Origin of the sequence: Ferrovibrio sp. (genome assembly GCF_046297595.1) — a bacterium.
Classification (GTDB): domain Bacteria; phylum Pseudomonadota; class Alphaproteobacteria; order Ferrovibrionales; family Ferrovibrionaceae; genus Ferrovibrio.
Map to the genome: position 1 here is coordinate 16,256 of NZ_JBKBHT010000005.1, position 20,014 is coordinate 36,269.

The 20,014-nt window shown below is 63.4% G+C and carries 23 protein-coding genes; 9 read left to right on the top strand and 14 right to left on the bottom strand.

All coding sequences use genetic code 11. The features are described 5' to 3' along the window. Positions 1-3: 3 nt before the first annotated feature. From denD to ACK4FJ_RS13950, 7 genes are all read right to left on the bottom strand, one after another. Entirely contained in the window at positions 4-1,011 is a 1,008-nt protein-coding gene (gene denD / locus ACK4FJ_RS13920; RefSeq protein WP_409767312.1) for a D-erythronate dehydrogenase, read from the bottom strand. Between the two features lie 87 nt (positions 1,012-1,098). Then, on the bottom strand, positions 1,099-1,671 hold the full coding sequence (locus ACK4FJ_RS13925; protein WP_409767313.1) for a periplasmic heavy metal sensor: 573 nt from the start codon (positions 1,669-1,671) through the stop codon (positions 1,099-1,101). A 5-nt stretch (positions 1,672-1,676) separates the two neighbouring features. Then, positions 1,677-2,135, bottom strand: coding sequence for a hypothetical protein (locus ACK4FJ_RS13930; protein WP_409767314.1), 459 nt, complete (start codon positions 2,133-2,135; stop codon positions 1,677-1,679). Between the two features lie 15 nt (positions 2,136-2,150). Then, positions 2,151-2,849, bottom strand: coding sequence for an RNA polymerase sigma factor (locus ACK4FJ_RS13935; RefSeq protein WP_409767315.1), 699 nt, complete (start codon positions 2,847-2,849; stop codon positions 2,151-2,153). Between the two features lie 53 nt (positions 2,850-2,902). Further along, a complete protein-coding gene (locus ACK4FJ_RS13940; protein ID WP_409767316.1) occupies positions 2,903-3,499 on the bottom strand; it encodes a gamma carbonic anhydrase family protein in 597 nt (198 codons plus the stop codon). Positions 3,500-3,571: 72 nt separating this feature from the next. Beyond that, entirely contained in the window at positions 3,572-3,937 is a 366-nt protein-coding gene (locus ACK4FJ_RS13945) for a rhodanese-like domain-containing protein (protein WP_409767317.1), read from the bottom strand. Between the two features lie 136 nt (positions 3,938-4,073). Further along, the gene (locus ACK4FJ_RS13950) at positions 4,074-4,454 is read right to left on the bottom strand and encodes a c-type cytochrome (RefSeq protein ID WP_409767318.1); all 381 of its coding nucleotides are present in this window, start codon (positions 4,452-4,454) and stop codon (positions 4,074-4,076) included. Between the two features lie 219 nt (positions 4,455-4,673). Here ACK4FJ_RS13950 and ACK4FJ_RS13955 point away from each other — a divergent pair, with 219 nt between their 5' ends. Continuing rightward, positions 4,674-5,405, top strand: coding sequence for a DUF6969 family protein (locus ACK4FJ_RS13955; protein ID WP_409767319.1), 732 nt, complete (start codon positions 4,674-4,676; stop codon positions 5,403-5,405). Between the two features lie 3 nt (positions 5,406-5,408). On the opposite strand, the gene ACK4FJ_RS13960 is transcribed toward ACK4FJ_RS13955, so the two are convergent. Beyond that, entirely contained in the window at positions 5,409-6,542 is a 1,134-nt protein-coding gene (locus ACK4FJ_RS13960) for a TRAP transporter substrate-binding protein (RefSeq protein WP_409767320.1), read from the bottom strand. A 184-nt stretch (positions 6,543-6,726) separates the two neighbouring features. On the opposite strand from ACK4FJ_RS13960, the gene ACK4FJ_RS13965 reads away from it, so the two are divergent. The 3 genes from ACK4FJ_RS13965 (at position 6,727) to ACK4FJ_RS13975 (ending at position 9,687) form a co-directional block, all read left to right on the top strand. Then, positions 6,727-7,788, top strand: a complete 1,062-nt coding sequence (locus ACK4FJ_RS13965; RefSeq protein WP_409767321.1) for a TRAP transporter substrate-binding protein — start codon at positions 6,727-6,729, stop codon at positions 7,786-7,788. A 76-nt stretch (positions 7,789-7,864) separates the two neighbouring features. Beyond that, on the top strand, positions 7,865-8,392 hold the full coding sequence (locus tag ACK4FJ_RS13970) for a TRAP transporter small permease (RefSeq protein ID WP_409767322.1): 528 nt from the start codon (positions 7,865-7,867) through the stop codon (positions 8,390-8,392). Further along, positions 8,389-9,687: a TRAP transporter large permease gene (locus tag ACK4FJ_RS13975; protein WP_409767323.1), complete on the top strand. Its 1,299-nt coding sequence runs from the start codon at positions 8,389-8,391 to the stop codon at positions 9,685-9,687. Before ACK4FJ_RS13970 ends, ACK4FJ_RS13975 begins: the two co-directional genes overlap by 4 nt. 16 nt (positions 9,688-9,703) lie before the next feature. Here ACK4FJ_RS13975 and otnI read toward each other — a convergent pair whose 3' ends face one another. Next, a complete protein-coding gene (gene otnI, locus ACK4FJ_RS13980; protein WP_409767324.1) occupies positions 9,704-10,498 on the bottom strand; it encodes a 2-oxo-tetronate isomerase in 795 nt (264 codons plus the stop codon). 159 nt (positions 10,499-10,657) lie between these two features. Between otnI and ACK4FJ_RS13985 the strand changes: the two genes are divergently transcribed. From ACK4FJ_RS13985 to ACK4FJ_RS14000, 4 genes are read left to right on the top strand one after another with little or no spacing between them, the layout of a single operon-like run. Further along, complete coding sequence (locus tag ACK4FJ_RS13985) at positions 10,658-11,773, top strand: MlaE family lipid ABC transporter permease subunit (protein ID WP_409767325.1); 1,116 nt, start codon at positions 10,658-10,660, stop codon at positions 11,771-11,773. 2 nt (positions 11,774-11,775) lie between these two features. Beyond that, positions 11,776-12,573, top strand: coding sequence for an ABC transporter ATP-binding protein (locus tag ACK4FJ_RS13990; RefSeq protein ID WP_409767326.1), 798 nt, complete (start codon positions 11,776-11,778; stop codon positions 12,571-12,573). Positions 12,574-12,577: 4 nt separating this feature from the next. Then, positions 12,578-13,570 (top strand): MlaD family protein, encoded by a 993-nt coding sequence (locus tag ACK4FJ_RS13995; protein WP_409767328.1) that lies wholly within the window; start codon positions 12,578-12,580, stop codon positions 13,568-13,570. After that, a complete protein-coding gene (locus ACK4FJ_RS14000) occupies positions 13,567-14,199 on the top strand; it encodes an ABC-type transport auxiliary lipoprotein family protein (RefSeq protein WP_409767329.1) in 633 nt (210 codons plus the stop codon). The genes ACK4FJ_RS13995 and ACK4FJ_RS14000 overlap by 4 nt, the downstream gene beginning before the upstream one ends. A gap of 2 nt (positions 14,200-14,201) precedes the next feature. On the opposite strand, the gene gpt is transcribed toward ACK4FJ_RS14000, so the two are convergent. The 5 genes from gpt to ACK4FJ_RS14025 form a co-directional block, all read right to left on the bottom strand. Next, positions 14,202-14,717, bottom strand: a complete 516-nt coding sequence (gene gpt / locus ACK4FJ_RS14005) for a xanthine phosphoribosyltransferase (RefSeq protein WP_409767330.1) — start codon at positions 14,715-14,717, stop codon at positions 14,202-14,204. Positions 14,718-14,738: 21 nt separating this feature from the next. Beyond that, positions 14,739-15,206, bottom strand: coding sequence for an acyl-CoA thioesterase (locus tag ACK4FJ_RS14010; RefSeq protein WP_409767331.1), 468 nt, complete (start codon positions 15,204-15,206; stop codon positions 14,739-14,741). Between the two features lie 124 nt (positions 15,207-15,330). Then, positions 15,331-16,743 (bottom strand): benzoyl-CoA 2,3-epoxidase subunit BoxB, encoded by a 1,413-nt coding sequence (gene boxB / locus ACK4FJ_RS14015; protein ID WP_409767332.1) that lies wholly within the window; start codon positions 16,741-16,743, stop codon positions 15,331-15,333. A gap of 12 nt (positions 16,744-16,755) precedes the next feature. After that, on the bottom strand, positions 16,756-18,435 hold the full coding sequence (gene boxC / locus ACK4FJ_RS14020) for a 2,3-epoxybenzoyl-CoA dihydrolase (RefSeq protein ID WP_409767333.1): 1,680 nt from the start codon (positions 18,433-18,435) through the stop codon (positions 16,756-16,758). Between the two features lie 90 nt (positions 18,436-18,525). Next, a complete protein-coding gene (locus ACK4FJ_RS14025) occupies positions 18,526-19,428 on the bottom strand; it encodes a helix-turn-helix transcriptional regulator (RefSeq protein WP_409767334.1) in 903 nt (300 codons plus the stop codon). 108 nt (positions 19,429-19,536) lie between these two features. Between ACK4FJ_RS14025 and ACK4FJ_RS14030 the strand changes: the two genes are divergently transcribed. Beyond that, a complete protein-coding gene (locus ACK4FJ_RS14030) occupies positions 19,537-20,004 on the top strand; it encodes a flavodoxin domain-containing protein (protein ID WP_409767335.1) in 468 nt (155 codons plus the stop codon). The last annotated feature ends 10 nt before the right edge of the window (positions 20,005-20,014 follow it).

The window sequence follows — 20,014 nt, forward strand, 5'->3', positions numbered from 1 at the left end:
TGCTTAGTTGGACTGTAGGCTTTTGATCTGGTTGTCGAGGTCGTCGGCGATGAAACCCTGCACGATCTCGTCGATGGAGGCGTCTGTGGTGAATCCCAGGGTAGCGGCACGGGCCGAACGCGTTTCTCCCGGCCAGCCATCCACGATCTTCTGGATCGCCGGATCGGGTTGCCAGTGAATCGAACCGATCCTGCGATTGCCCTTGTTGCGTTCGACTGCGGCGGCCATTTCGCCGGCAGTGACGCGGATGCCGCTGAGCAGCAGCGTGCGGTCCTTGCCGAAGCTCTCGCCGGGCAGGTCATGGGCCCGTATGAAGGCATCCACCGTGCGCCGCGGCGACAGGCAGGCCATGGGCGAGTCTGGCCGCACCGGGCAGGTCGCATCCACGCCCGACAGCGGTTCGCGTATGATCGAACTGGCCCAGGTGGATGCGGCTTTGTTCGGTTTGCCCGGTCGCACCATGATGGTGGGCAGGCGGATGGCGCGGCCATCGACGAAGCCTTTACGGCTGTAGTCGTTGATCAGCAATTCGCCGGTCAGCTTCTGCACGCCGTAAGACGTGGTCGGTCGCTGCGCGGTTTCGTCGGTGACTGTCTTTGGCAACCCATCGCCGCCGTATACAGCGACGGAGGAGGCAAAGACCATGCGTGGCGTGTGGGTGGTGATGGCGCGGCAGGCTTCCAGCACATAGCGGGTGCCTTCGAGATTGACGCGATAGCCGCCCTCGAAATCCGCCTCGGCACCGGACGAGACGATGGCGGCCAGATGGAACACCGAGTGCGTGTTGTGCCCGATCAGGCGCAGGACTTCGCCATGGTCGCCGATATCGCCGGCCATGCAGACGATGCGCTCGTCCTGAGGACCCGCTGCTTCGACGGTATCGAACAGGGTGATGCGATGGATCGGTTCAGGCTTGCCGCTCGGGCCGGTCAGGCTGCCGCGCTTCAGCAGTTCCTGCGCCAGTTTCTGGCCGATGAAACCGGCTCCGCCGGTGATGACGACATTGAGCATGAACGCCCCCAGTAGACAGCAGGGAAAGCGCTCACGCTAGCGATGCCGGCCGGCGGAAACAAGCCGGCCGGCATGGTTCGGGTTGGTTCAGTCCTGTGGTGGCGGCGGCAGGCGGTGCGGCGGCGGACCATCCATATGGCGGCTACCACCCGGACCTCCCATGGGGCCATCCGGCGGGGGCGGCATGGGCGGGCCATGCCGCATGAGCCGTTGCGCCAGCTTAGCTCGTTCTTCCGGTGTCATGGCATCGGCCGCGGCCAGCAGTCCGGCCTGCAGGCCCTGCTGCAGCTGATCCAGCCGGCGGCGATGTTCAAGCAGGGCGGCTTCCAGTCTGGCGCGGTCGTAAGGTTCGGCGGCGAGGGCGGTGCCCAGCTCGCGGCTCATGTCGCGCAGGGTGAGAGCATTACCCTTGTGAGCTTTTTCGAACGCCTTGCGGAAAGCCTTGCCAGCATCGTCGGGCAGACGGCGGGCGAACTGCTCCTCGATATGGGCGCGGTCGCGGTCCATCCAGCGGCTGTACTTTACAAAGCGCACGGCGCCCCAGCCGACGAAAGCCAGGTTGATCGCCACCGAGGCGATCAGGCCGATGGCGAGCCAGCGGTTGATACGCGACTTCGGCGCCGGTGCAGCCGGAGGCGGGGTGATGTTTGGGTCGGCCATGATTCTTATTCCTCGTACAGAAGCGGTGCGGTGCTGGCCAATTGCACGGCCACCAACTCGACTTCCTGCGTGTCGATCAAGGAGAAATTGCTCAGTCCCGCACCGATGCCGATGAACAGCGCCAGCGCCAGCGTGGCCAGTTGTGGCATGGCGCGGCCGGCGGGGAACAGCAGGGCTAGGGCTTCGGCGATCTGCGCGCGCCATCCGGGCGGTGTGGCGACGGCGGTGGCGGGCAGGGCGGCAACCTGGGCAAAGATGCGGGCGCGCAGGTCGTCGCTCGGCTCGATCTCGGGAAGCGTGGCTGCGAGCAGACGATTATCGAAACGCAGGGCCGCGCGCTGCAATTCTCGCGCTTCCGATGACGCCGCCAGCAGGCGATCAGCCGCTGCCTGGTCACGCGCCGGCCAATGTTCGATATCGGCGCCATAGGCATCGATCAGGTGGGTGAAGCGGTCGAGATCCATGATTTCACTCCAGACTCATTCCGTGGCGCCGAAGGTCGCGCCGAGATCGTCGCGCAGGCTGCGTTTGGCGCGCACCAGAAGGGATTCCAGGGCGCCGACGCTGATTCCCAAGCTCTGGGCGGCGGTGATGTTGGTCTCGCCCTCCCAGAAGCAGAGCAGGATGGCGGCGCGCTGCCGCTCCGGCAGTCTGGCCAGGGCTGCGGTGACGCGGTCGCCGGTCTCGGCGGCCAGACGCGCCTGGTAGGGATTGGGCTGCGCTTCATCGATCGGTTCGGGCTGGTCGTCCAGTGCGGCCATGCCCGGCTTGCGCTTGCGGTCGATGCACAGATTGACCACCACGCGATTGAGCCAGGTCTTGAAACTGGCGCCGCCATCGGCCCGCCAGCGGCTGGCATGCTGCCAGACGCGCAGGAAGGCCTCCTGCGCGACTTCCTCGGCGTCGGCCCGGTCGAACAGCACGCGATAGGCCATGGTCACCGCATGGCGCAGGTAACGGTCGACCAGCAGGCGATAGGCGGCATGGTCGCCGTTGGCGACCCGCAGCATCAGAGCGGCGTCGATATCCTGCACGGTCTCATTCCGCCGCAGCGGTATGGACAACAGGGTCGTTGGCAACACGCCCGTAAAAGCATCTGGGCGGGGTAGTGCGATGGAAGCAAGCATCCGGATAATTCCTGCTCTGGCCGACGAAACGGGGGCCGGGATTTCTCCCATGTCCCCTATACGGGCCAGCGGGGGAAATCCTGCGCAGGCGGGTCATGCTGCGATCAGGCCTGTCCGGCCGCCTCTAGGGCCTTGAGTTCCTCGGTCAGGCGGGCAATTTCCTGGCCCACGGCCCGCGCCATGTCGGACTGGTCCCAGTCGCGATATTGGCGCTGTCGATAGGCCAGGGCATTGCGGTAATACAGCCAGGCGTTGAGGCGGCAGCGTACGTAATTATTCTGGGTCTTGATCACCTTTCCGGGGCTGCCGACCACCACCGAATTGTCCGGGATCACGGTGCCTTCCTTCAGGAAGGTATGGCCGCCGATGATGCAGTTATTCCCGATCACGCACCCGTCCATGATGGTCGAGCCGATGCCGATCAGGCAGTTGTCGCCGATGGTGCAGCCATGGATGGTGCAGTGATGGGTGATCGAGCAATGCGCGCCAATATAGGTACCGGTCTGGCTGCCGACATGCAGCATCGAGAAGTCCTGGATGTTGGTATAGGCGCCGACGACAATCTCGTAATTTTCGGCCCGCATGGCGACATTGATCCAGACCGAACTGCCTTCCTCCAGCCGCACCTTGCCGTAAATCTGCGCGGTGTCGTGGATATAGGCGGGATTGTTCAGCACCACATCGGGGCCATGCACAGGCATTATCGTTCCTCCATCTTCGGAAAACGACCTTAACCAAGCGCAGCGGAGGGAAAAAGGGCGGAAGGGCGCCTGTCAGGCCGCCACGGCCTCATCGGCCTCGACTGTTTCGCCGCCGGCGATCTTCCAGGCGAGCAGGCCGCCTTCAAGATGGAACAGATCCTCGACACCCTGAGCCGCCAGGCGGGTCAGCGCGGTGGCCGAGCGTTTGCCGGTCAGGCATTGCAGCACACGCCGCTTGCCTTGTGCGGCCGGCAGGGCCGCCGGATCGAGGCTGGAAAGCGGTACCAGTACCGAACCGGGGATGTATTCGTCGGCGTATTCGTCCGGCTCGCGCACATCGATCAGCACGGCCTCTCCGGCCGCCAGCCAGGCCAGCACGGTCTGGGCCGTGACAACGGCTGCGGGGGAATTCAGGATCATGTCATTGGCGGTGGACATAGACCGAATATATGGCCTGCGACTGTGGAATTCAAATGAAATAGCATTTCAATATGTAATAACAAATATTCACAAATAATGGAGTAAAATAAAAAGCGGCCTCCCGGTCTGAGGAGGCCGCTTAGAAAACAGTCGGTTACTTGGTGGCGTCCTTCAGGTAGGCGATCAGGTCAGCCACTTCGCTTTCCTTCTTGATGCCGGGGAAGACCATCTTGTTGCCAGGGATATAGGCCTTCGGATCGGCGATATAGGCGGCAATGGTCTTTTCATCCCACACCACGGCCTTGGCCTTCATGGCATCGGAATACTTGAAACCCTCGGCCGTGCCGGACTTGCGCCCGAAAACGTTGTGCAGGCTTGGGCCGACGCCGTTCTTGCCTTCCGCCAGTTGATGACAGGCGCGGCATTTGGCGAAAGCCTTCTTGCCGGCTTCGACGTCGCCGGCTGCCTGGGCGCCGCTGGCAAGGGTGAATGAAACCGCCAGGGCGGCAAGGGCGGAAAAAACGACTCGCGACATCTCGTGGGGCTCCTCGCGTGATTCTGGTCCGTCCGGGAACGTATACGCCTTTACGGCGCGGCGAAATCCCCGAAGCCGGATGGAAAATAGCATAGCGACTCGCTCTATCAACAGCGGCGCGTTGCCGCATTTACCGGCGCTTAACAGCCGCCTGCTTAGTCTGCCCCGCCTGGACGCAAAAAATGTCCTCGCGGAGCGGGAGTTCGGCTGAAGATGAACATGATGGCCAATCTGGGTCATGGCCGGTTGCAGTCGATGGTTGCAGCCGGGAACGAGGTGCTGCGGATCCAGCAGGCGCTGGCGGCCCGCCGCAGCAACCTGGTGGCTGAATTGCTGCGCGGCGAAGAGGATTTCTACGAACAGAGGCATTATCCGGCCGGGGATGTATTCGATCCGCAGACGGGAGCGCAGTATTACTATCATGCTCATCGCAACGATGGCCGCGAGCATGGTCATTTCCACATCTTTCAGCGGCCGCACCTCTTGCCGGAAAAATTCGAACCGGTTCGTTTCGTGAAACCCGGAATCGGCCGCTGCTCGCCGAAGGAAAAGATCGGCCCGCACTGGCCGCGGGGCCATCGCGCACTGGCCCATATCGTTGCCGTGGCGATGGACCATTACGGCCAGCCGATCCGGCTGTTCACCGTCAATCGCTGGGTTACCGACGAGACCTGGTATTCGGCGCGCGACCTGATCGCGATGCTGGATCGTTTTGAATTGCGTCACGGCTGGCCGGCGCCAGATGTGAATCGCTGGCTGAATGGCCTGTTGCGCCTGTTCCAGCCCGAGGTCGTCGAACTGATCCGTCGCCGCGACGCTGCGGTGGAGGCGCGGGGGCGCGCCAATCCGCGTGGTGATGCACTAGAAGACCGCAGCCTGGAAGTGACCGCGTCCCTGGATATTTCGGTAGAACGCCGGATGCGGCAGTTGCGCCGCTCGTTGGCTGCCTGAACTTCAGGGCAGATAGCCGAGGTTCCGCCACTCGGCATAGGCCTGGCGGAAACTCTGGTAGGATTCCCAGACTTTCTTGAATTCCGGATTGGTGGCGCTCTCTTCCTTCACCACCTTGATCCAGGCGGTTTTCAGTTCCTGCATCACCGGCTTGGGCAGGGTGCGTATCGTCACGCCACGGGCGCGGATTTCCTGCAAGGCCTTCACCTGCTGGGCCTCGCCCTCGGCCAGGCTCTCGCGCACGGTATCGCCACAGACGCTGGTGATCAGGCCGCGCTGCGCGTCACTCAGGCCTTCCCAGACCTTCATGTTGATCAGTAACGAGATCAGCGAACTCTGCTGGTGCCAGCCGGGGAAGTAAAAATTCTGCGCCGCCTTGTAGAACCCGAAACGCAGGTCGGTCGCGGGCAGGGAGAATTCAGCCGCGTCGATGTCGCCGGTCTGCAAGGCATCGAATATGTCACCGCCATTCAACGGCACGACCTCGACGCCAAGCTGGCTGATCACGCGGGCGCCGATCCCCATGAAGCGCATCCGCAAACCGTTCAGGTCGGTGGCGGCATTGATCTCGCGGCGGAACCATCCACCGGATTCCGGCGGCAGGATGGTGCAGACCACCGGCTTGATGTTGAAACGGGCGAAGCTCTCGTCCATCAGCGGCTGGCCACCGCCATACGATAGCCAGGCCAGGTATTCACTGGCCGGCGGACCGAATGGCACGCTGGAAAACAACCAAAAAGCGGAATCGCGTGAGGCGAAAAAATTGGCCGACGACCAGACGGCATCGATCTCGCCGCTCGACACCTTGTCGAACAGCTCGGCATTCGGTGCCAGCGTGTTGGGTTCATACAGCTTGAACTTGACGTTGCCATTCGAGGCAATGGCCAGCTTGTCGACCATGGCTGTTGCCATGGTTCCGATCAGCGGCGCCGTCGATGGGGCTGGGCTGGCCAGTTTGATCCGTGCCGGCTGATCTGTCGGCTCGTTGGGCGGGGGCGTGATGGCAGCGGCCGGCTCGGGTTCCTTGATCGCGCGTGCCTCGGGGGCATTGGACGCGCGCTGCAGCGACACGGCGCCGATGCCGATCAGGATACCCAATACCAATGCGAGGCCAGCTACGGTGACCAGACGCGCCATCAGGATTTCACTTTCTCTCCGCCAGGCGCTCCAAATGCGGCTGGCAACTGCCGGGCGTCACCATAAGGGGCAGGCAGGCGGGTCGTCCATCGGTCCGGGCCATCCGCTTGACTCTTAGTTTCTCTTGTAACTAACTTTGGATCAGGTAAAAAAATCCACAACAAATTCCTCGGGAGGAATTGCCGTGCGAAACAACCTTAAGGCCATCCTGGCCCGGGCCGCTTTTGCCGTGGCCTCAGGCGCCGCCCTGTTCGTCGCCGCCCCCGCGCAGCCTGTTGCAGCGCAGGAGATCGAACTCAAGCTGAGCCATTTCCTGCCGCCCGGCCATGGTATCCACCGCGACTGGCTGCTGCCCTGGGGGGAGGAACTGACCAAGCGCAGCAACGGCAAGGTCAAAGTAACGATCTTCCCCGCCGGCTCGGCCTTCGGCAACCCGGCCCGCCAGCTCGAACAGGCCGTCAGCGGCGTGGTCGATATCGCCCATGGCCTGCGCGGCGTGCCGGCGGGACGGTTCAACCGCATGGGCATCATCGAATTCCCCTTCCTGGTGGAAACCGCCAATGCTGCCAGCCGCACCCTGTGGGAGATGTATCCCAAGCATTTCGCGCAGGAGTTCCCCGACACGGTAAAAGTGCTGGGCTTGCATGCCCATAACGCCGGCCTGATTCATACCCGCGACAAGCAGGTGAAAAACATGGACGATCTGAAGGGCCTGCGCATCCGCTCGCCCAGTCCGCAGATCAACGCCATGCTGCAGCAGCTTGGCGCAACCCCGGTTGGCCTGCCGCCGGGCGAGGTATACGAAAACCTGCAGCGCGGCGTGATCGACGGCGCGGTGTTCCCGTGGGATCCGATCAATTCCTTCCGACTGTTCGAAGTGACCAAGTATCACCTCGACGCGCGCTCCTATACAGCCAGCTTCTATTTCGTGATGAACAAGCGCAAATACGACAGCCTGCCGGCCGAGGTGAAGAAGGCGATCGACGACACCACCGGTGCGGCGCTGACCGAGAAATTCGGCGACTGGTGGAACCAGTGGGATGCGCCTGGCCTGGAAGCGGCGAGCAAGAAGGGCAACGTGATGTCGTCGCTGAGCGAGGCGGAACGTAACCGCTGGCGCGACGCCCTGAAGCCCACCACCGAGAAGCTGCTCACCGACCTGGAAGGTCAGGGCATCAAGAATGCCCGCGAGATCTATCGCGAGATGCAGCAGCGCATCGCCAAGTATGAAGGCGGCAAGCGCTGAGGCGATATAATCCCGTGGCCCGCCGAACCGGTTTTTCCGGCGCGGCGGGCCACAGTCTTTTCTGACGGATGCCGGAATGACGCCGATCTATCGTGCGGCTGAATGGAGTGCCGCCTGGGCCGCACGGGTGGGTGCTTTCTGCGCCCTGCTGGCCGGGCTTGCGACCTGTGCCGATGTAGTGATTCGTCATGCCGGGGGGCAGGGCATCCTCGGCACGGTCGACATCACCCAGCTGATGATCATGGCCACGGCCTTCCTGACCATCCCCTATGGGTTCATCGCCGACAGCCATGTGGCCGTCGATCTCGGTGTCGAACGTTTGCCTTACCGGCTGCAGGCTTTCTGCCGCATGCTGGCCGCCCTGTGCGGTGCGGTGCTGATGCTGGCGATCACCTGGTTTGGCTGGCAGCAGTTCAACACCGTGGCGCTGATGGGCGACAAATCGCAGACCATCGCCATGCCCATGACCTGGTATTGGTATCCGCTGCTGGGCGGTGCGGTATTTGCCGCGCTGATGGCTCTGACGGTCGCCTTGCGCCATCTCATGACACTGCTGACCGGTCGCGATCCGCTGCCGGCGCCGCACCCGCAGCCACCGGCATGACCCCGGCGTTGGTGGGCATCCTGGGTTTCGGCGCCGTTCTGGCGCTGATGTTGCTGCGCGTGCCGGTGGCCGTGGCAATGGGCCTGGTCGGCGCCGCCGGTTTCCTGATGCTGCAGGGCTGGGATGGTCTGGCCTATGTGATGGGGTCCTCGCCGTTCGAGAGCGTGTTTCCATATAGCCTTTCGGTCGTGCCGCTGTTCGTGATGATGGGCGTGTTCGCCACCTATGCCGGATTGTCGCGTCAACTTTATGATGCCGCCTATGCCTTTCTCGGACATTTCCGCGGCGGTCTGGCGCTTGCCACCATCGGGGCCTGCGCGGCTTTCGGCTCGATCTGCGGATCGGCGATTGCCACGGCGGCCACGATGTGTCGCGTCGCGCTGCCAGAGATGCGTCGCCGCGGTTATGCCGACAGTCTGGCCACCGCAACGATTGCCGCCGGGGGCACGCTGGGAATCCTCATTCCTCCCTCAATTATTCTGCTGATCTATGCACTGCTGACCGAGCAGTCGCTGGGCAAGCTGTATGTCGCCGCTCTGCTGCCGGGCCTGCTTGGCACGGGCCTCTATATGCTGGCGATTGCCGCCACCGTGCGCTTTAACCCGAACAGCGGGCCGGCGGGCGAGCGCATGGCCTGGCCGCGACGTTTGCGCACCATGCGCAGCGTATGGCCGGTTTTCCTGCTGTTCGTGGTGGTGATCGGCGGTATGTTCGCTGGCATCTTTTCCCCCAACGAAGCCGCGTCGGTCGGCGCGGTCGGCGCGCTGCTGTTCGCCTTGGCCGGTCGTACGATGGGCCTGTCGCGTTTCAAGGACTCGCTGCTGGAAACAGCTTCCACCAGCGCGATGATCTTCCTGATCCTGATCGGTGCAGGCCTGTTCAACTTCTTTCTCGAAGTCACCAATGCGCCGCAACTGGTGGTGCAGCAGATTCAGGCCCTGAATGTCAGCCCGGCGCTGTTCCTCGTACTGCTCACCGTGTTCTACGTCGTGCTCGGTGCGCTGATGGACGACCTGGCGATGATGCTGCTGACGCTGCCCTTCGTGTTTCCGGCGGTGCAGGCCCTGGGAATCGATCCGCTCTGGTTCGGCATCTATATGGTCACCATCGTCGAGATCGGCATGATCGTGCCGCCGGTCGGCATGAATCTCTTCGTGATCCAGGGCGTGGGACAGGTGAAGCTGCCCACCGTGATCCGCGGCATCCTGCCCTTCGTGCTGGCCGATCTGGTGCGGGTCGGCCTGCTGATCGGTTTTCCGCAGATCGTGCTGTGGCTGCCAAGCCTCATGGATTGATGGCCTTATGGACTGATCAGCGTTTCTTCGGCACCACGCCGTATTCCCTGATCCAGCCCAGCGAGGCGGCAGTGTCGCCTTCGGGGCGGTATTCGCAGCCCACCCAGCCGTCATAGCCCAGCGCATCCAGCCGGCCGAAAACATAGTGGTAGTCGATCTCGCCGTTGCCGGGTTCGCGCCGGTCGGGCGGATTTGCAATCTGGATATGGCCGATCCATGGCATCTGCCGTTCCAGCCGCCTGGTGATGTCGCCGTGGATGATCTGGGCGTGGTAGATGTCGAATTGCAGGCGCAGGTTGGGGGCGCCGATATCCTCCAGCACCTTCTGGGCAAAATCGAAATCGCTGAGGAAGAAACCCGGGATGTCGCGCCGGTTGATCGGCTCGATCAGGAGCAGCAGGCCGGCGCCCGAGGCCTGTTCGGCCGCCCAGGCCAGGTTGTCCATGTAGCAGGCTTCCATGGCGCGGCGGTCGGCCTGGGCCGGTTCCACGCCCGCGACGACGTGGATGCGCGGACAATTCAGCGCGGCCGCATACTCAAAGGCCCTGGCCATGGCGGCACGGAAATCCTTGCGCCGGCTCGGCAGGGAAGCCAGACCGCGCTCGCCGGCCGCCCAGTCGCCGGGCGGGGCATTGAACAGGACGACCTGCAGGCCGGCATCGCGCATGGCGGCTGCCACCGCGGCCGGGGCATGGTCGTAGGGAAACATGAACTCCACCCCGCCAAAGCCCTGCTCGGCGGCGGCCGGGAAGCGGTCGAGGAAGGGCAGGTCCTGGAACAGGAAGCTGAGATTCGCGGCAAAGTGTGGCATGGCACCCCCTGGTCGGCTTTCCGGCCTTCGTCGAGCCTGCACCCGAAGCATCGGTTTGCCGAGACTGTCATTTCTGGTAACTGTTGGGCAAGCCTTGTTGTTTTCCCCTTCCGAGGATCGATGGCCGGCGGCCTGCAAACAGAACGGGATGGAACGGCGTTGCGCCTGCGCCTGACTGGCGACTGGACGCTCGCTCATGCCACTGCGTTGCTGCCGCGTCTGGGGGGGCTGGCCACGGCCGGACTGGCCGGCAGCCATGTCACCGGCGGTGGGGAACGCCGGGCTGTCTTCGATACTGCCGCGCTCGAGCGCCTTGATACCGCCGGGGCGATCCTGCTGGTGCGGTTGCATCGGCAACTGCTCGATCAGGGTTTTGAAATCGACTGGCCGCAGGCCCGGCGCGAACATCGCGCATTGTTCGACTATGTGGCCGGTTCGGGCGACGCTGTCACGGTGTGGCCGAAAACCGGCAGCGGACTGCTCGGCATTGTCGAATATCTCGGCTGGCAGACGATCTTCTTCGTGCGCGAGGCGCGCCGCTTCATCGCCTTCATCGGCCAGGTGACGGAAACCGCATTGCTGGTTGCGCTCCGGCCCGGCCGCATGCGCTTCACCTCCATGGTGCACCATATGGAGGAAACCGGCCTGAAGGCCATCCCCATCGTTGGGTTGCTGTCGTTCCTGATCGGCATGGTGATGGCTTATCAGGGCGCCAGTCAGTTGCAGAAATTCGGTGCTGAAATCTTTGTCGTCGATCTGATCGGCATATCCGTGCTGCGCGAACTGGGCGTGCTGCTGACCGCGATCCTGATCGCTGGCCGCTCGGGCAGCGCCTTCACCGCCCAGATCGGTACGATGAAGGTGAACGAGGAAATCGCCGCCATGCGCACGCTGGGCCTCGACCCGGTCGTGGTGCTGGTGCTGCCGCGACTGTTTGCCCTGGTCCTCACGCTGCCGATACTCACGTTCTTCGCCGACCTGATGGGCCTAGCTGGTGGTGCGCTGATGGCATGGAACACCCTGGGTATCGACCCGGTGCTGTTTTTCAACCGGCTGAACGACGTGATCGTGCCGCGCACCTTTTTCATCGGCATGGTGAAGGCGCCGGTTTTTGCCTCCCTGATCGCTCTGGTCGGTTGCTATGAGGGTCTGCGGGTCAAGCGCGATGCCGAAAGCGTCGGCCGACTGACCACCCGTTCGGTGGTGCAGTCGATCTTTCTGGTCATCCTGTTCGATGCCCTGTTCTCCATCCTGTTCAACATCCTGAAAGTCTAGGCATGGCGGGGGAAGAGCAGGGCAGGGAGCGGGTGATCACGGTGCGGGGACTGGTGAACCGGTTTGACACGCATGTGGTGCACGACAATCTCGATATCGATGTCTATCGCGGCGAGGTGCTCGGCGTCGTGGGCGGCTCGGGTACCGGAAAGTCGGTCTTGCTGCGCACCATCATTGCGCTCAACGAGGCCGCGGCCGGCAGCATCGATCTGCTGGGCACCGACATGATCAACGGGTCTCCCGAGGATTTGCGTGCGGTGCGCCAGCGGTTCGGTGTGCTGTTCCAGGATGGCGCACTGTTTTCCTCGCTGACCGTGGCACAGAATATCCAGGTGCCGTTGAAGGAATTCTACGATCTGCCGGAAGACCTGCTGGACGAGATCGTGGCTGCCAAGCTGCACATGGTCGGCCTGCAGTCCGATGCCGGCGCCAAGTATCCGGCTGAGCTTTCCGGCGGCATGCGCAAGCGCGCAGGCCTGGCCCGTGCGCTGGCACTCGATCCGGAAGTGGTGTTCTTCGACGAACCGACCGCCGGTCTCGATCCCATCGGCGCGGCGGCCTTCGACCAACTGGTACGCGACCTGCAGCAGGCGCTGGGTCTGACCGTGTTCATGGTCACTCACGACCTCGACTCGCTTTATGCCATCTGCGACCGTATCGCCGTGCTGGCCGAGAAGAAGGTGCTGCTGGCCGGGTCGATGGACGTGATGCTGCAGGACAAGCATCCCTGGGTAATGGAATATTTCCACGGGCCGCGCGCCCGGGCGGCCGCGATCACCGCGGCGCTGGACAAGAGGTGAAGCCATGGAAACACGGGCACATCATCTGCTGATCGGCAGCTTCATGCTGGTTTTCCTGACCGGCATCGTGGCTTTTGTGCTGTGGCTTGCGAAATCCGAGGTCGACCGCGAGATCGCGCGCTACAATATCTTCTTCACCGGCTCGGTGGCCGGCCTGGGCCTGGGCGGCGATGTGCGTTTCAACGGCATCAAGGTCGGCAGCGTTTCGCAGATCACCATCGACCGCCAGGATACCAGCCGGGTGCGCGTAACTGTCGAGGTTGACGCCGATACGCCGATCCGTGCCGATTCCGAGGCGACGCTGCAGCTTCAGGGCGTGACGGGCGTTTCCTTCGTCCAGATCTCGCCCGGCAGCCGCGACGCAGAGATCCTGCCGGTGGTGGCCGGCCGCGATGCCAGCAAATATCCGACGATCCGTTCCAAGCCATCGGCCATCGAGGCATTGGTGGAGGCAGCGCCGGAACTCTTCCAGCGCGCCGCCCGGATACTGAGTGACGAAAACCTTGAGAACCTGACCGGGTTCATCGCCAATCTGCGTGAGATATCGCAGACCCTGGCATCGCGGCAGGAATCGATCGGCCGCGCGATCGACAGTTTCAGCACCACGACCGGCGACATCGCCAAGGCGGCATCTGCGGCGCGCGATATCGCCGACAAGCTGGATCGCGTGATGAACGAGGCCGAAGCAACGCTGAAGAATGCCAACAGGATTCTGGAAAGCGACGCCGCTCCCGCTGCCGTCGATGCACGTCAGGCCATGGCCCAGCTCAATACGCTGCTGACCGAACTGAACGCCATCATGGAAGAAAACCGGGCGCCGTTGCATGCCATGACGACCGAAGGTTTTGGTGAGTTCCGCCGCCTGATGTCGGAGACCCGTATCCTGGTATCCAGTCTGGCGCGGGTGGCGCAGCGTCTGGAAGACGATCCGAGTTCAGTGCTGTTCGGCAATCGCGATGCCGAGTATCGCGGCGAAGGGGGAGGGCAGCGGCCATGACCAGGATGACGATCACAAGACGCGGTATTCTGCTGGCGGGAGCCGCGTTGCCGCTTTCCGCCTGCGGCGGCCTGATCCCGCAGACGCCACCGTCCAATCTTTACAGCCTGTCGCCCAAGACCATCTTCACCGATACGCTGCCGCGCGTGGACTGGCAGCTGGTGGTGGAAGAGCCTTTCGCTGCCGGCGGACTGGACACCCACAAGATCGCGATCTTCACCACCCCTTACGAGGTGAAGTATTATGCCGAGGCGCGCTGGACCGAACGGGCGCCGCGCATGGTGCAGACCCTGCTGGTGGAGAGTTTCGAAAACACCGGGAAGATTGTGGCCGTCGGCCGCCAGTCGGTCGGCCTGCGCTCGGATTTCAACCTGAAGGGCGAGCTGCGTGAATTCCAGGCGGAACTGAAGGACGGCAGCGGCCTGCCCGAGGCCCATGTCGCCCTGCAGGTGAAGCTGGTGGCGCAGCCGCGCCAGCAGATCGTGGCGGCGGCAACTTTCAGCCAGCGGGCGAAAGCGAAGAATGCCACGCTGCCGAGCGTGGTGGCGGCTTTCGACGAGGCCCTGGGTTACGTCCTGCGCGAGACCGTGCAATGGACGCTGATGACGGGTAAGAAACCCGCAGCGTAGGATTACAGGCCGCTGCGAAGCTCCACGATGGGCTTCGACATCACCGCTTCCTGGTCCCAGGGGAACAGGATCCAGGTATCCTGGCTCACTTCGGTGATGAAGGTATCCACCATCGGCCGGCCGTTCGGCTTGGCATAGATGGTGGCGAAATGCGCCTTGGGCAGCAGGGCGCGCACCGCCTTGGCCGTGACGCCGGTATCGACCAGATCATCCACGATCAGCCAGCCCTCGCCCTGTTCGGCGAGCGCCGCCTCGGCGGTCTTGAGGATGTTTACCTTCGAGCCGCGCTCCAGTTCGTTATAGGTCGAGCAGGAGATCGTTTCGATCATGCGCAGGTTCAACTCGCGCGCCACGATGGCGGCCGGGACAAGACCGCCGCGGGTGATCGCCACGATGCCACGATAGCCGCCGCGTGCCTGGGCGGCATCCAGCAGGCGCCACGCCAATGCCTTGCAGTGACGGTGCAGTTCCTCCCACGAGACCGGGAAGAATTTGGTATAGCCATGGCCTTCGGTCATGATGGGTTCGCTCCCGGCTTCTCAGGCTTGTGCCGGCGTGGTCGCCTGGCGGTAGGCTTCGATGGGGCCGCGGATGCGCTCCGGGATTTCCACCGACTTCAGGATTTTCTCATCCACGATGCAGGAGACATGGGTGCAGGTGAAGCAGACATCGCCCGCCGCATTGCGTCCCCTGAACTCGTAGGTGATGGTGGCGCGGCTCAGCTTCTCGACCCGCAATTCGACAGTAAAGGGATCGCCACCCTTCAGGGCGCGCTGGAAATCCAGCTTGGTGCTGACCGTGGGAGAGCCAAGGCCCAGTTCCTTGTGCAGGCGCAGGAAGCTGTAGCCGATGATGTCGCGCCAGAAGGCTTCCAGCGTCTCCATCACGTAATCCAGGAACTGGGTGGTGTAGACCATCCCGGCAGGGTCGCATTCGCCCCATTGCACGATGCGGGGGCAGGCGAAGGGGCGGTCGGGGGTGAAGGATCGGTTTGCGGAATCGGTCATAGCCGCGGATCATACGGAGGGCCGGCACGAAAAAAAAGCGCGGGCACGCGAAAGCCGGGGAAAAGAAAAGGGCGCCCGGCAGGGGGACCGGACGCCCGTCTAGGCAGGGGAGGATAAAACCTACTTACGCACGCACATATTCGAAATCGACCGGCTGGTTGTTGATGCCGCGGGCCGGGGGGGCCACCCAGTTGGCGAATTTGCCGGGCTCGGTCACCGGGGTCATCAGGCTGATTACATAGGTGCGGTCGGCATCGGTCGGCAGCCATTCATGATGGCGGGCATCCCATTCGGCCTGGCTGATGATGCGGCCGTCCGGGTCGACGCGCAGTTCGGAGAACTGGCCGATCTGGCGGTGGAAGGCGCGATGCGGCAGCTTGAGCTCGAAGTCGATGCCGTGGCGCTTGATGATCTGGTTCCAGCGCATCACGCCGCGCGCGCAGTCGGCCACGTAATCGTCGCGCAGGCGCTCGTTCAGGGCGGTCAGCGCGGCCTCTTCCTTCTCGCGGAAGCCGTCGCCATCCACTTCCAGAACCTTGTAGGCGGCATCGGTCAGCTTGTGGTCGTCGCTGATCCGCGTCTCGTCGAAACGGCCCTTGATGCCCATGGTGTAGTAGTTGGCGGCATTGGTGGAGATTTCCGACCCGAACAGGTCGATCGAGACCGAGAAGTGGAAGTTCAGGTATTTCTGCAGCGTGGGCAGGTCGATCACGCCATGCTTGCGCACATCGTCGGTCTTGAAGTCGCGCATCACTTCGCAGGTGCGCTGGATCACGCGGCCTACGCCGGTCTCGCCCACGAACATGTGGTGCGCTTCCTCGGTCAGCATGAAGCGGCAGGACCGTGCCAGCGGATCGAAGCCGCTTTCCGCCAGCGAGGCGAGCTGGAACTTGCCGTCGCGGTCGGTAAAGAAGGTGAACATGTAGAAGCTGAGCCAGTCCGGCGTCTTCTCGTTGAAGGCGCCCAGGATGCGCGGCTTGTCGTCGTCGCCCGAGCGGCGCTGCAGCAGAGCTTCGGCTTCCTCGCGACCGTCGCGGCCGAAATAGGCATCCAGCAGGTAGACCATGGCCCAGAGATGGCGGCCTTCTTCCACATTCACCTGGAACAGGTTGCGCAGGTCATACAGCGACGGGCAGGTCTGGCCCAGCAGGCGCTGCTGCTCCACCGAGGCCGGCTCGGTATCGCCTTGGGTCACGATCAGGCGGCGCAGCACGCCGCGATACTCGCCGGGCACTTCCTGCCAGGCCGCTTCGCCCTTGTGATCGCCGAAATTCACCTTGCGCTCGGCTTCCGGCTCGGCAAGGAAAATGCCCCAGCGGTAATCCGGCATCTTCACATAGCCGAACTGCGCCCAGCCTTCGGCATCGACGCTGACGGCGGTGCGCAGATAGGCTTCGCGGGCCTGGAAACCGGCCGGGCCCATATCCTGCCACCAGTCGAGGAATTTCGGCTGCCATTCCTCCAGCGCGCGCTGCAGGCGGCGGTTGTCGGAAAGGTTGACGTTGTTGGGGATGCGCGAGTTGTAGTCGATGGCCATTTTGTTTTCTCCCTAGACCCGTTTGCGGTCATACGCGGCGCGCTGGCCGGTGCCATACAGCTTGAGGGCGCCCTGTTCGCCGACGGCGTTGGGACGCTGGAAAATCCAGTTCTGCCAGGCGGTGAGGCGACCGAAGATTTTTGTCTCCATCGTCTCGGGGCCGCCGAAGCGCAGGCTCGCTTCCATGCCGGTGAGGGCATCGGGTGAGAAGGCGGCGCGCTCCTCAATGGCGATGCGCACCTCGTCTTCCCAGTCGATGTCGTCAGGCGTGAAGGTGACCAGCCCGGCCTCGTCGGCGGCCTGGGCATCGAGATCATTGCCGATCAGCTTTTTGATCTCGTCGACGCGGGACGGGTTGTCGAGGTTGCGGCTGGCGATGCGGCTCAGGCCGTTGCCCATCGGATAGGCACCGAAATTCATCGGCGTCATGCGGATGGTGGCGGGCGGACGGTTGTCGCCTTCCATCTGGCCGTCCAGCATGTAGGAGCGGTCAGCGGCGACGACGAGTTCCAGCAGCGTGCCGGTGAAGCAGGAACCGGGTTCGATCAGCGCGAAGATCGAGCGCGATGACACGTCAATGCGCTTGAACACGCGCTTGAGGAACAGGCGGATCTCGCGCACCAGCCAATGCGATTTGTGCTGTTCCAGCGCGGCATCATAGGCGGCCACCAGATCGGCGTCGCCGTTGGTGCGGAACACCCACATGCCGGTGGTTTCCTCGTTGGTGCGCAGATGCAGGATCAGGTCGTCCAGTTCGCGCGCCAGCGCCAGCGACCAGAACTGGTCGCCCTGGGCCAGGATCGCATCGGTCGATGCCGGCGGCGGGGCTTTGGGGCCATGCACGGTGATCTCGGCGATGCCTTTGGCGCGATCCAGCCGGGCCTCGACATGGCTGTAGCGGATCGTGTCGCCGTCGATTTTGCGTTCCAGCTTCGACAGCGCGATGCCCTTCGCATTGGCCGGCCGGTCGGACTTGGCCGCGAAAGCTTCAGCGCGCTCGCGCATGGCGTCGTTCAGCTTGGTGCGCGGCACGACCTCGTCGACCAGACGCCAGTCCACGGCGCGCTTTCCCTTGATGCCTTCCTCGATGGTGCAGAAGAAATCGGCGCGGTCGCGGCGCACCATGCGCTTGTCGACCAGGCGCGTAAGGCCGCCGGTGCCGGGCAGCACAGCCAGCAGCGGCACTTCGGGCAGCGAGACCGAGGTATTGCCGTCGTCGGCCATCAGGATGTAGTCGGCGGCCAGCGCCAGTTCGTAACCGCCGCCGGCGCAGGGGCCGTTCACGGCCGCGATGTAGGTCTGCTTCGATTCCGCCGTGGCTTCTTCGATCCCGTTGCGGGTCTCGTTGGTGAATTTGCAGAAATTCACCTTCCAGCCATGGGCCGACTGGTTGAGCATGCGGATATTGGCGCCGGCGCAGAAGATGCGCTCCTTCGCCGAGGTGATGATCACCGATTTCACTTCCGGATGCTCGAAGCGCAGGCGCTGCACGGCGTCGTGCAGTTCGATATCGACGCCCAGGTCGTAGGAATTCAGCTTCAGCTCATAGCCGGGGCGCACGCCGCCGTCTTCCCGCACGTCCATCGCGAGTGTGGCGACGGGGCCGTCGATGCTGAGTTTCCAATGTTTGTACTGGCTGGGCTCGGTGCGGAAATCCACCGGAGCGGCGCCGTTGGGTTGGCTGTCGGCCATGCTGGTCCTCCCTCAAACTGAATATGCATTATAATACACAGTTTCGGGGCGACAAGAATTATTTTGCAGCTTTTGTCGGCGCCGTCCTTTTTATTCCGCCGCTTCGCGGGCCAGCCAGGCCGGATGGGCGCGCAGGGCGGTCGCCAGCTCGGTGCCAGCCTGGTCCAGGGTCTTGCCAGCGGTGTCGAAGGCCATGTCGGCGCGGGCATAAAGCGCCTCGCGCTGGGCCAGGATGCGTTTCAGGTCGGCCATGGCTTCGGACTGGCCGGCGATCGGCCGCAGGTCGCCCTGGGCGACGACTCGGCCCATGTGCTCTTCCGGCTTCGCCTTCAGCCAGATGGTGAAGCAATGCGACAGCAGATGGGCATAGGTGGTCGGTTCGGAGGGCAGGCTGCCGCCGGTGGAAATCACTTTCGGCGACGGATCGGCGGTCACACGCTCCAGCGCGCGACGTTCGAAGCGGCGATAGGCGGCCTGGCCGTACAGATCGAAAATCTCGTTCAGGGAAAGGCCGGCCTCGGTCTCGATTTCCTTGGCCATTTCCACGAATTGCAGGCCGAAAGCGGTGGCCAGCCGCTGGCCCAGCGAGGTTTTGCCCGCGCCGCGCAGGCCGATCAAGGCGATATGGCGCTTCACGCTGGCGGCAACACCAAAACGCTCGCGCGCGAAAGCCTGCAATTCCTGCAGCTGCTCGGCATTCAGGTCCTCGATCTGCCGCAGCAGCAGGGCCTGATCCACACCCAGCGGCGGACGGTCGCCGAGAAAATCGGTGATCGGCAGATCCATCGCCCGGGCGATCTGGCGCAATAGCAGAATGGAGATGTTGCCCGCGCCGCCTTCGAGCTGGGCGAGGTAGCGTTCCGATACGCCTGAATCGCGGGCGAGAATCTTGCGGCTCATGCCGCGCCTTGCGCGCGCATTGCGCACCCGCTCGCCCACAACCTGCAGGAAAGCGGTATCTTCGGGGCTGGCCTTGTCGCGGCTCTCGTTCATGGCATGCATTATAGTGCAATTTCTGCTGGAGCGCCAGCAAACACTGCGTTATAGTTCGAGCCACACTAACTACAGTCAGCCCCGGCGAACAGGTTCAGGAGAGCGTAGATGCAGGTTTCCATTCTGGTCGGCACCATGACGGGCACCGCGGAGCTGGTGGCCGGCGATGTGAAGAAGGCGCTGGAAGGCAAGGGCCACAGCGTCGACGTGCTGCTGATGGACAACCTAAAGGCCGAGGTGTTTCAGCGTCCGGGCGTCTTCCTGATCTGCACCTCGACTTACGGCCAGGGCGACGTGCCAGACAATGCCCGCGACTTCTTCGCCGATCTGCAGGCGGCCAAGCCCGACCTGACCGGCAAGCTGGTCGGCGTCATCGGCCTGGGCGACACCACCTACCAGGATACCTTCAATCATGGCGGCCAGCAGTTCGAAACCCTTCTGAAGGGCCTGAATGCCACTCTGGTCGGCGAGCGCATGCAGCATAACGCTTCGGGCGGGACCCTGCCGGAAGAGGATGCCGTGACCTGGGCGCTGGACTGGGTGGAACAGGCCGCACCGCTTGCTAAGGCTGCATGACCGCTCGCTG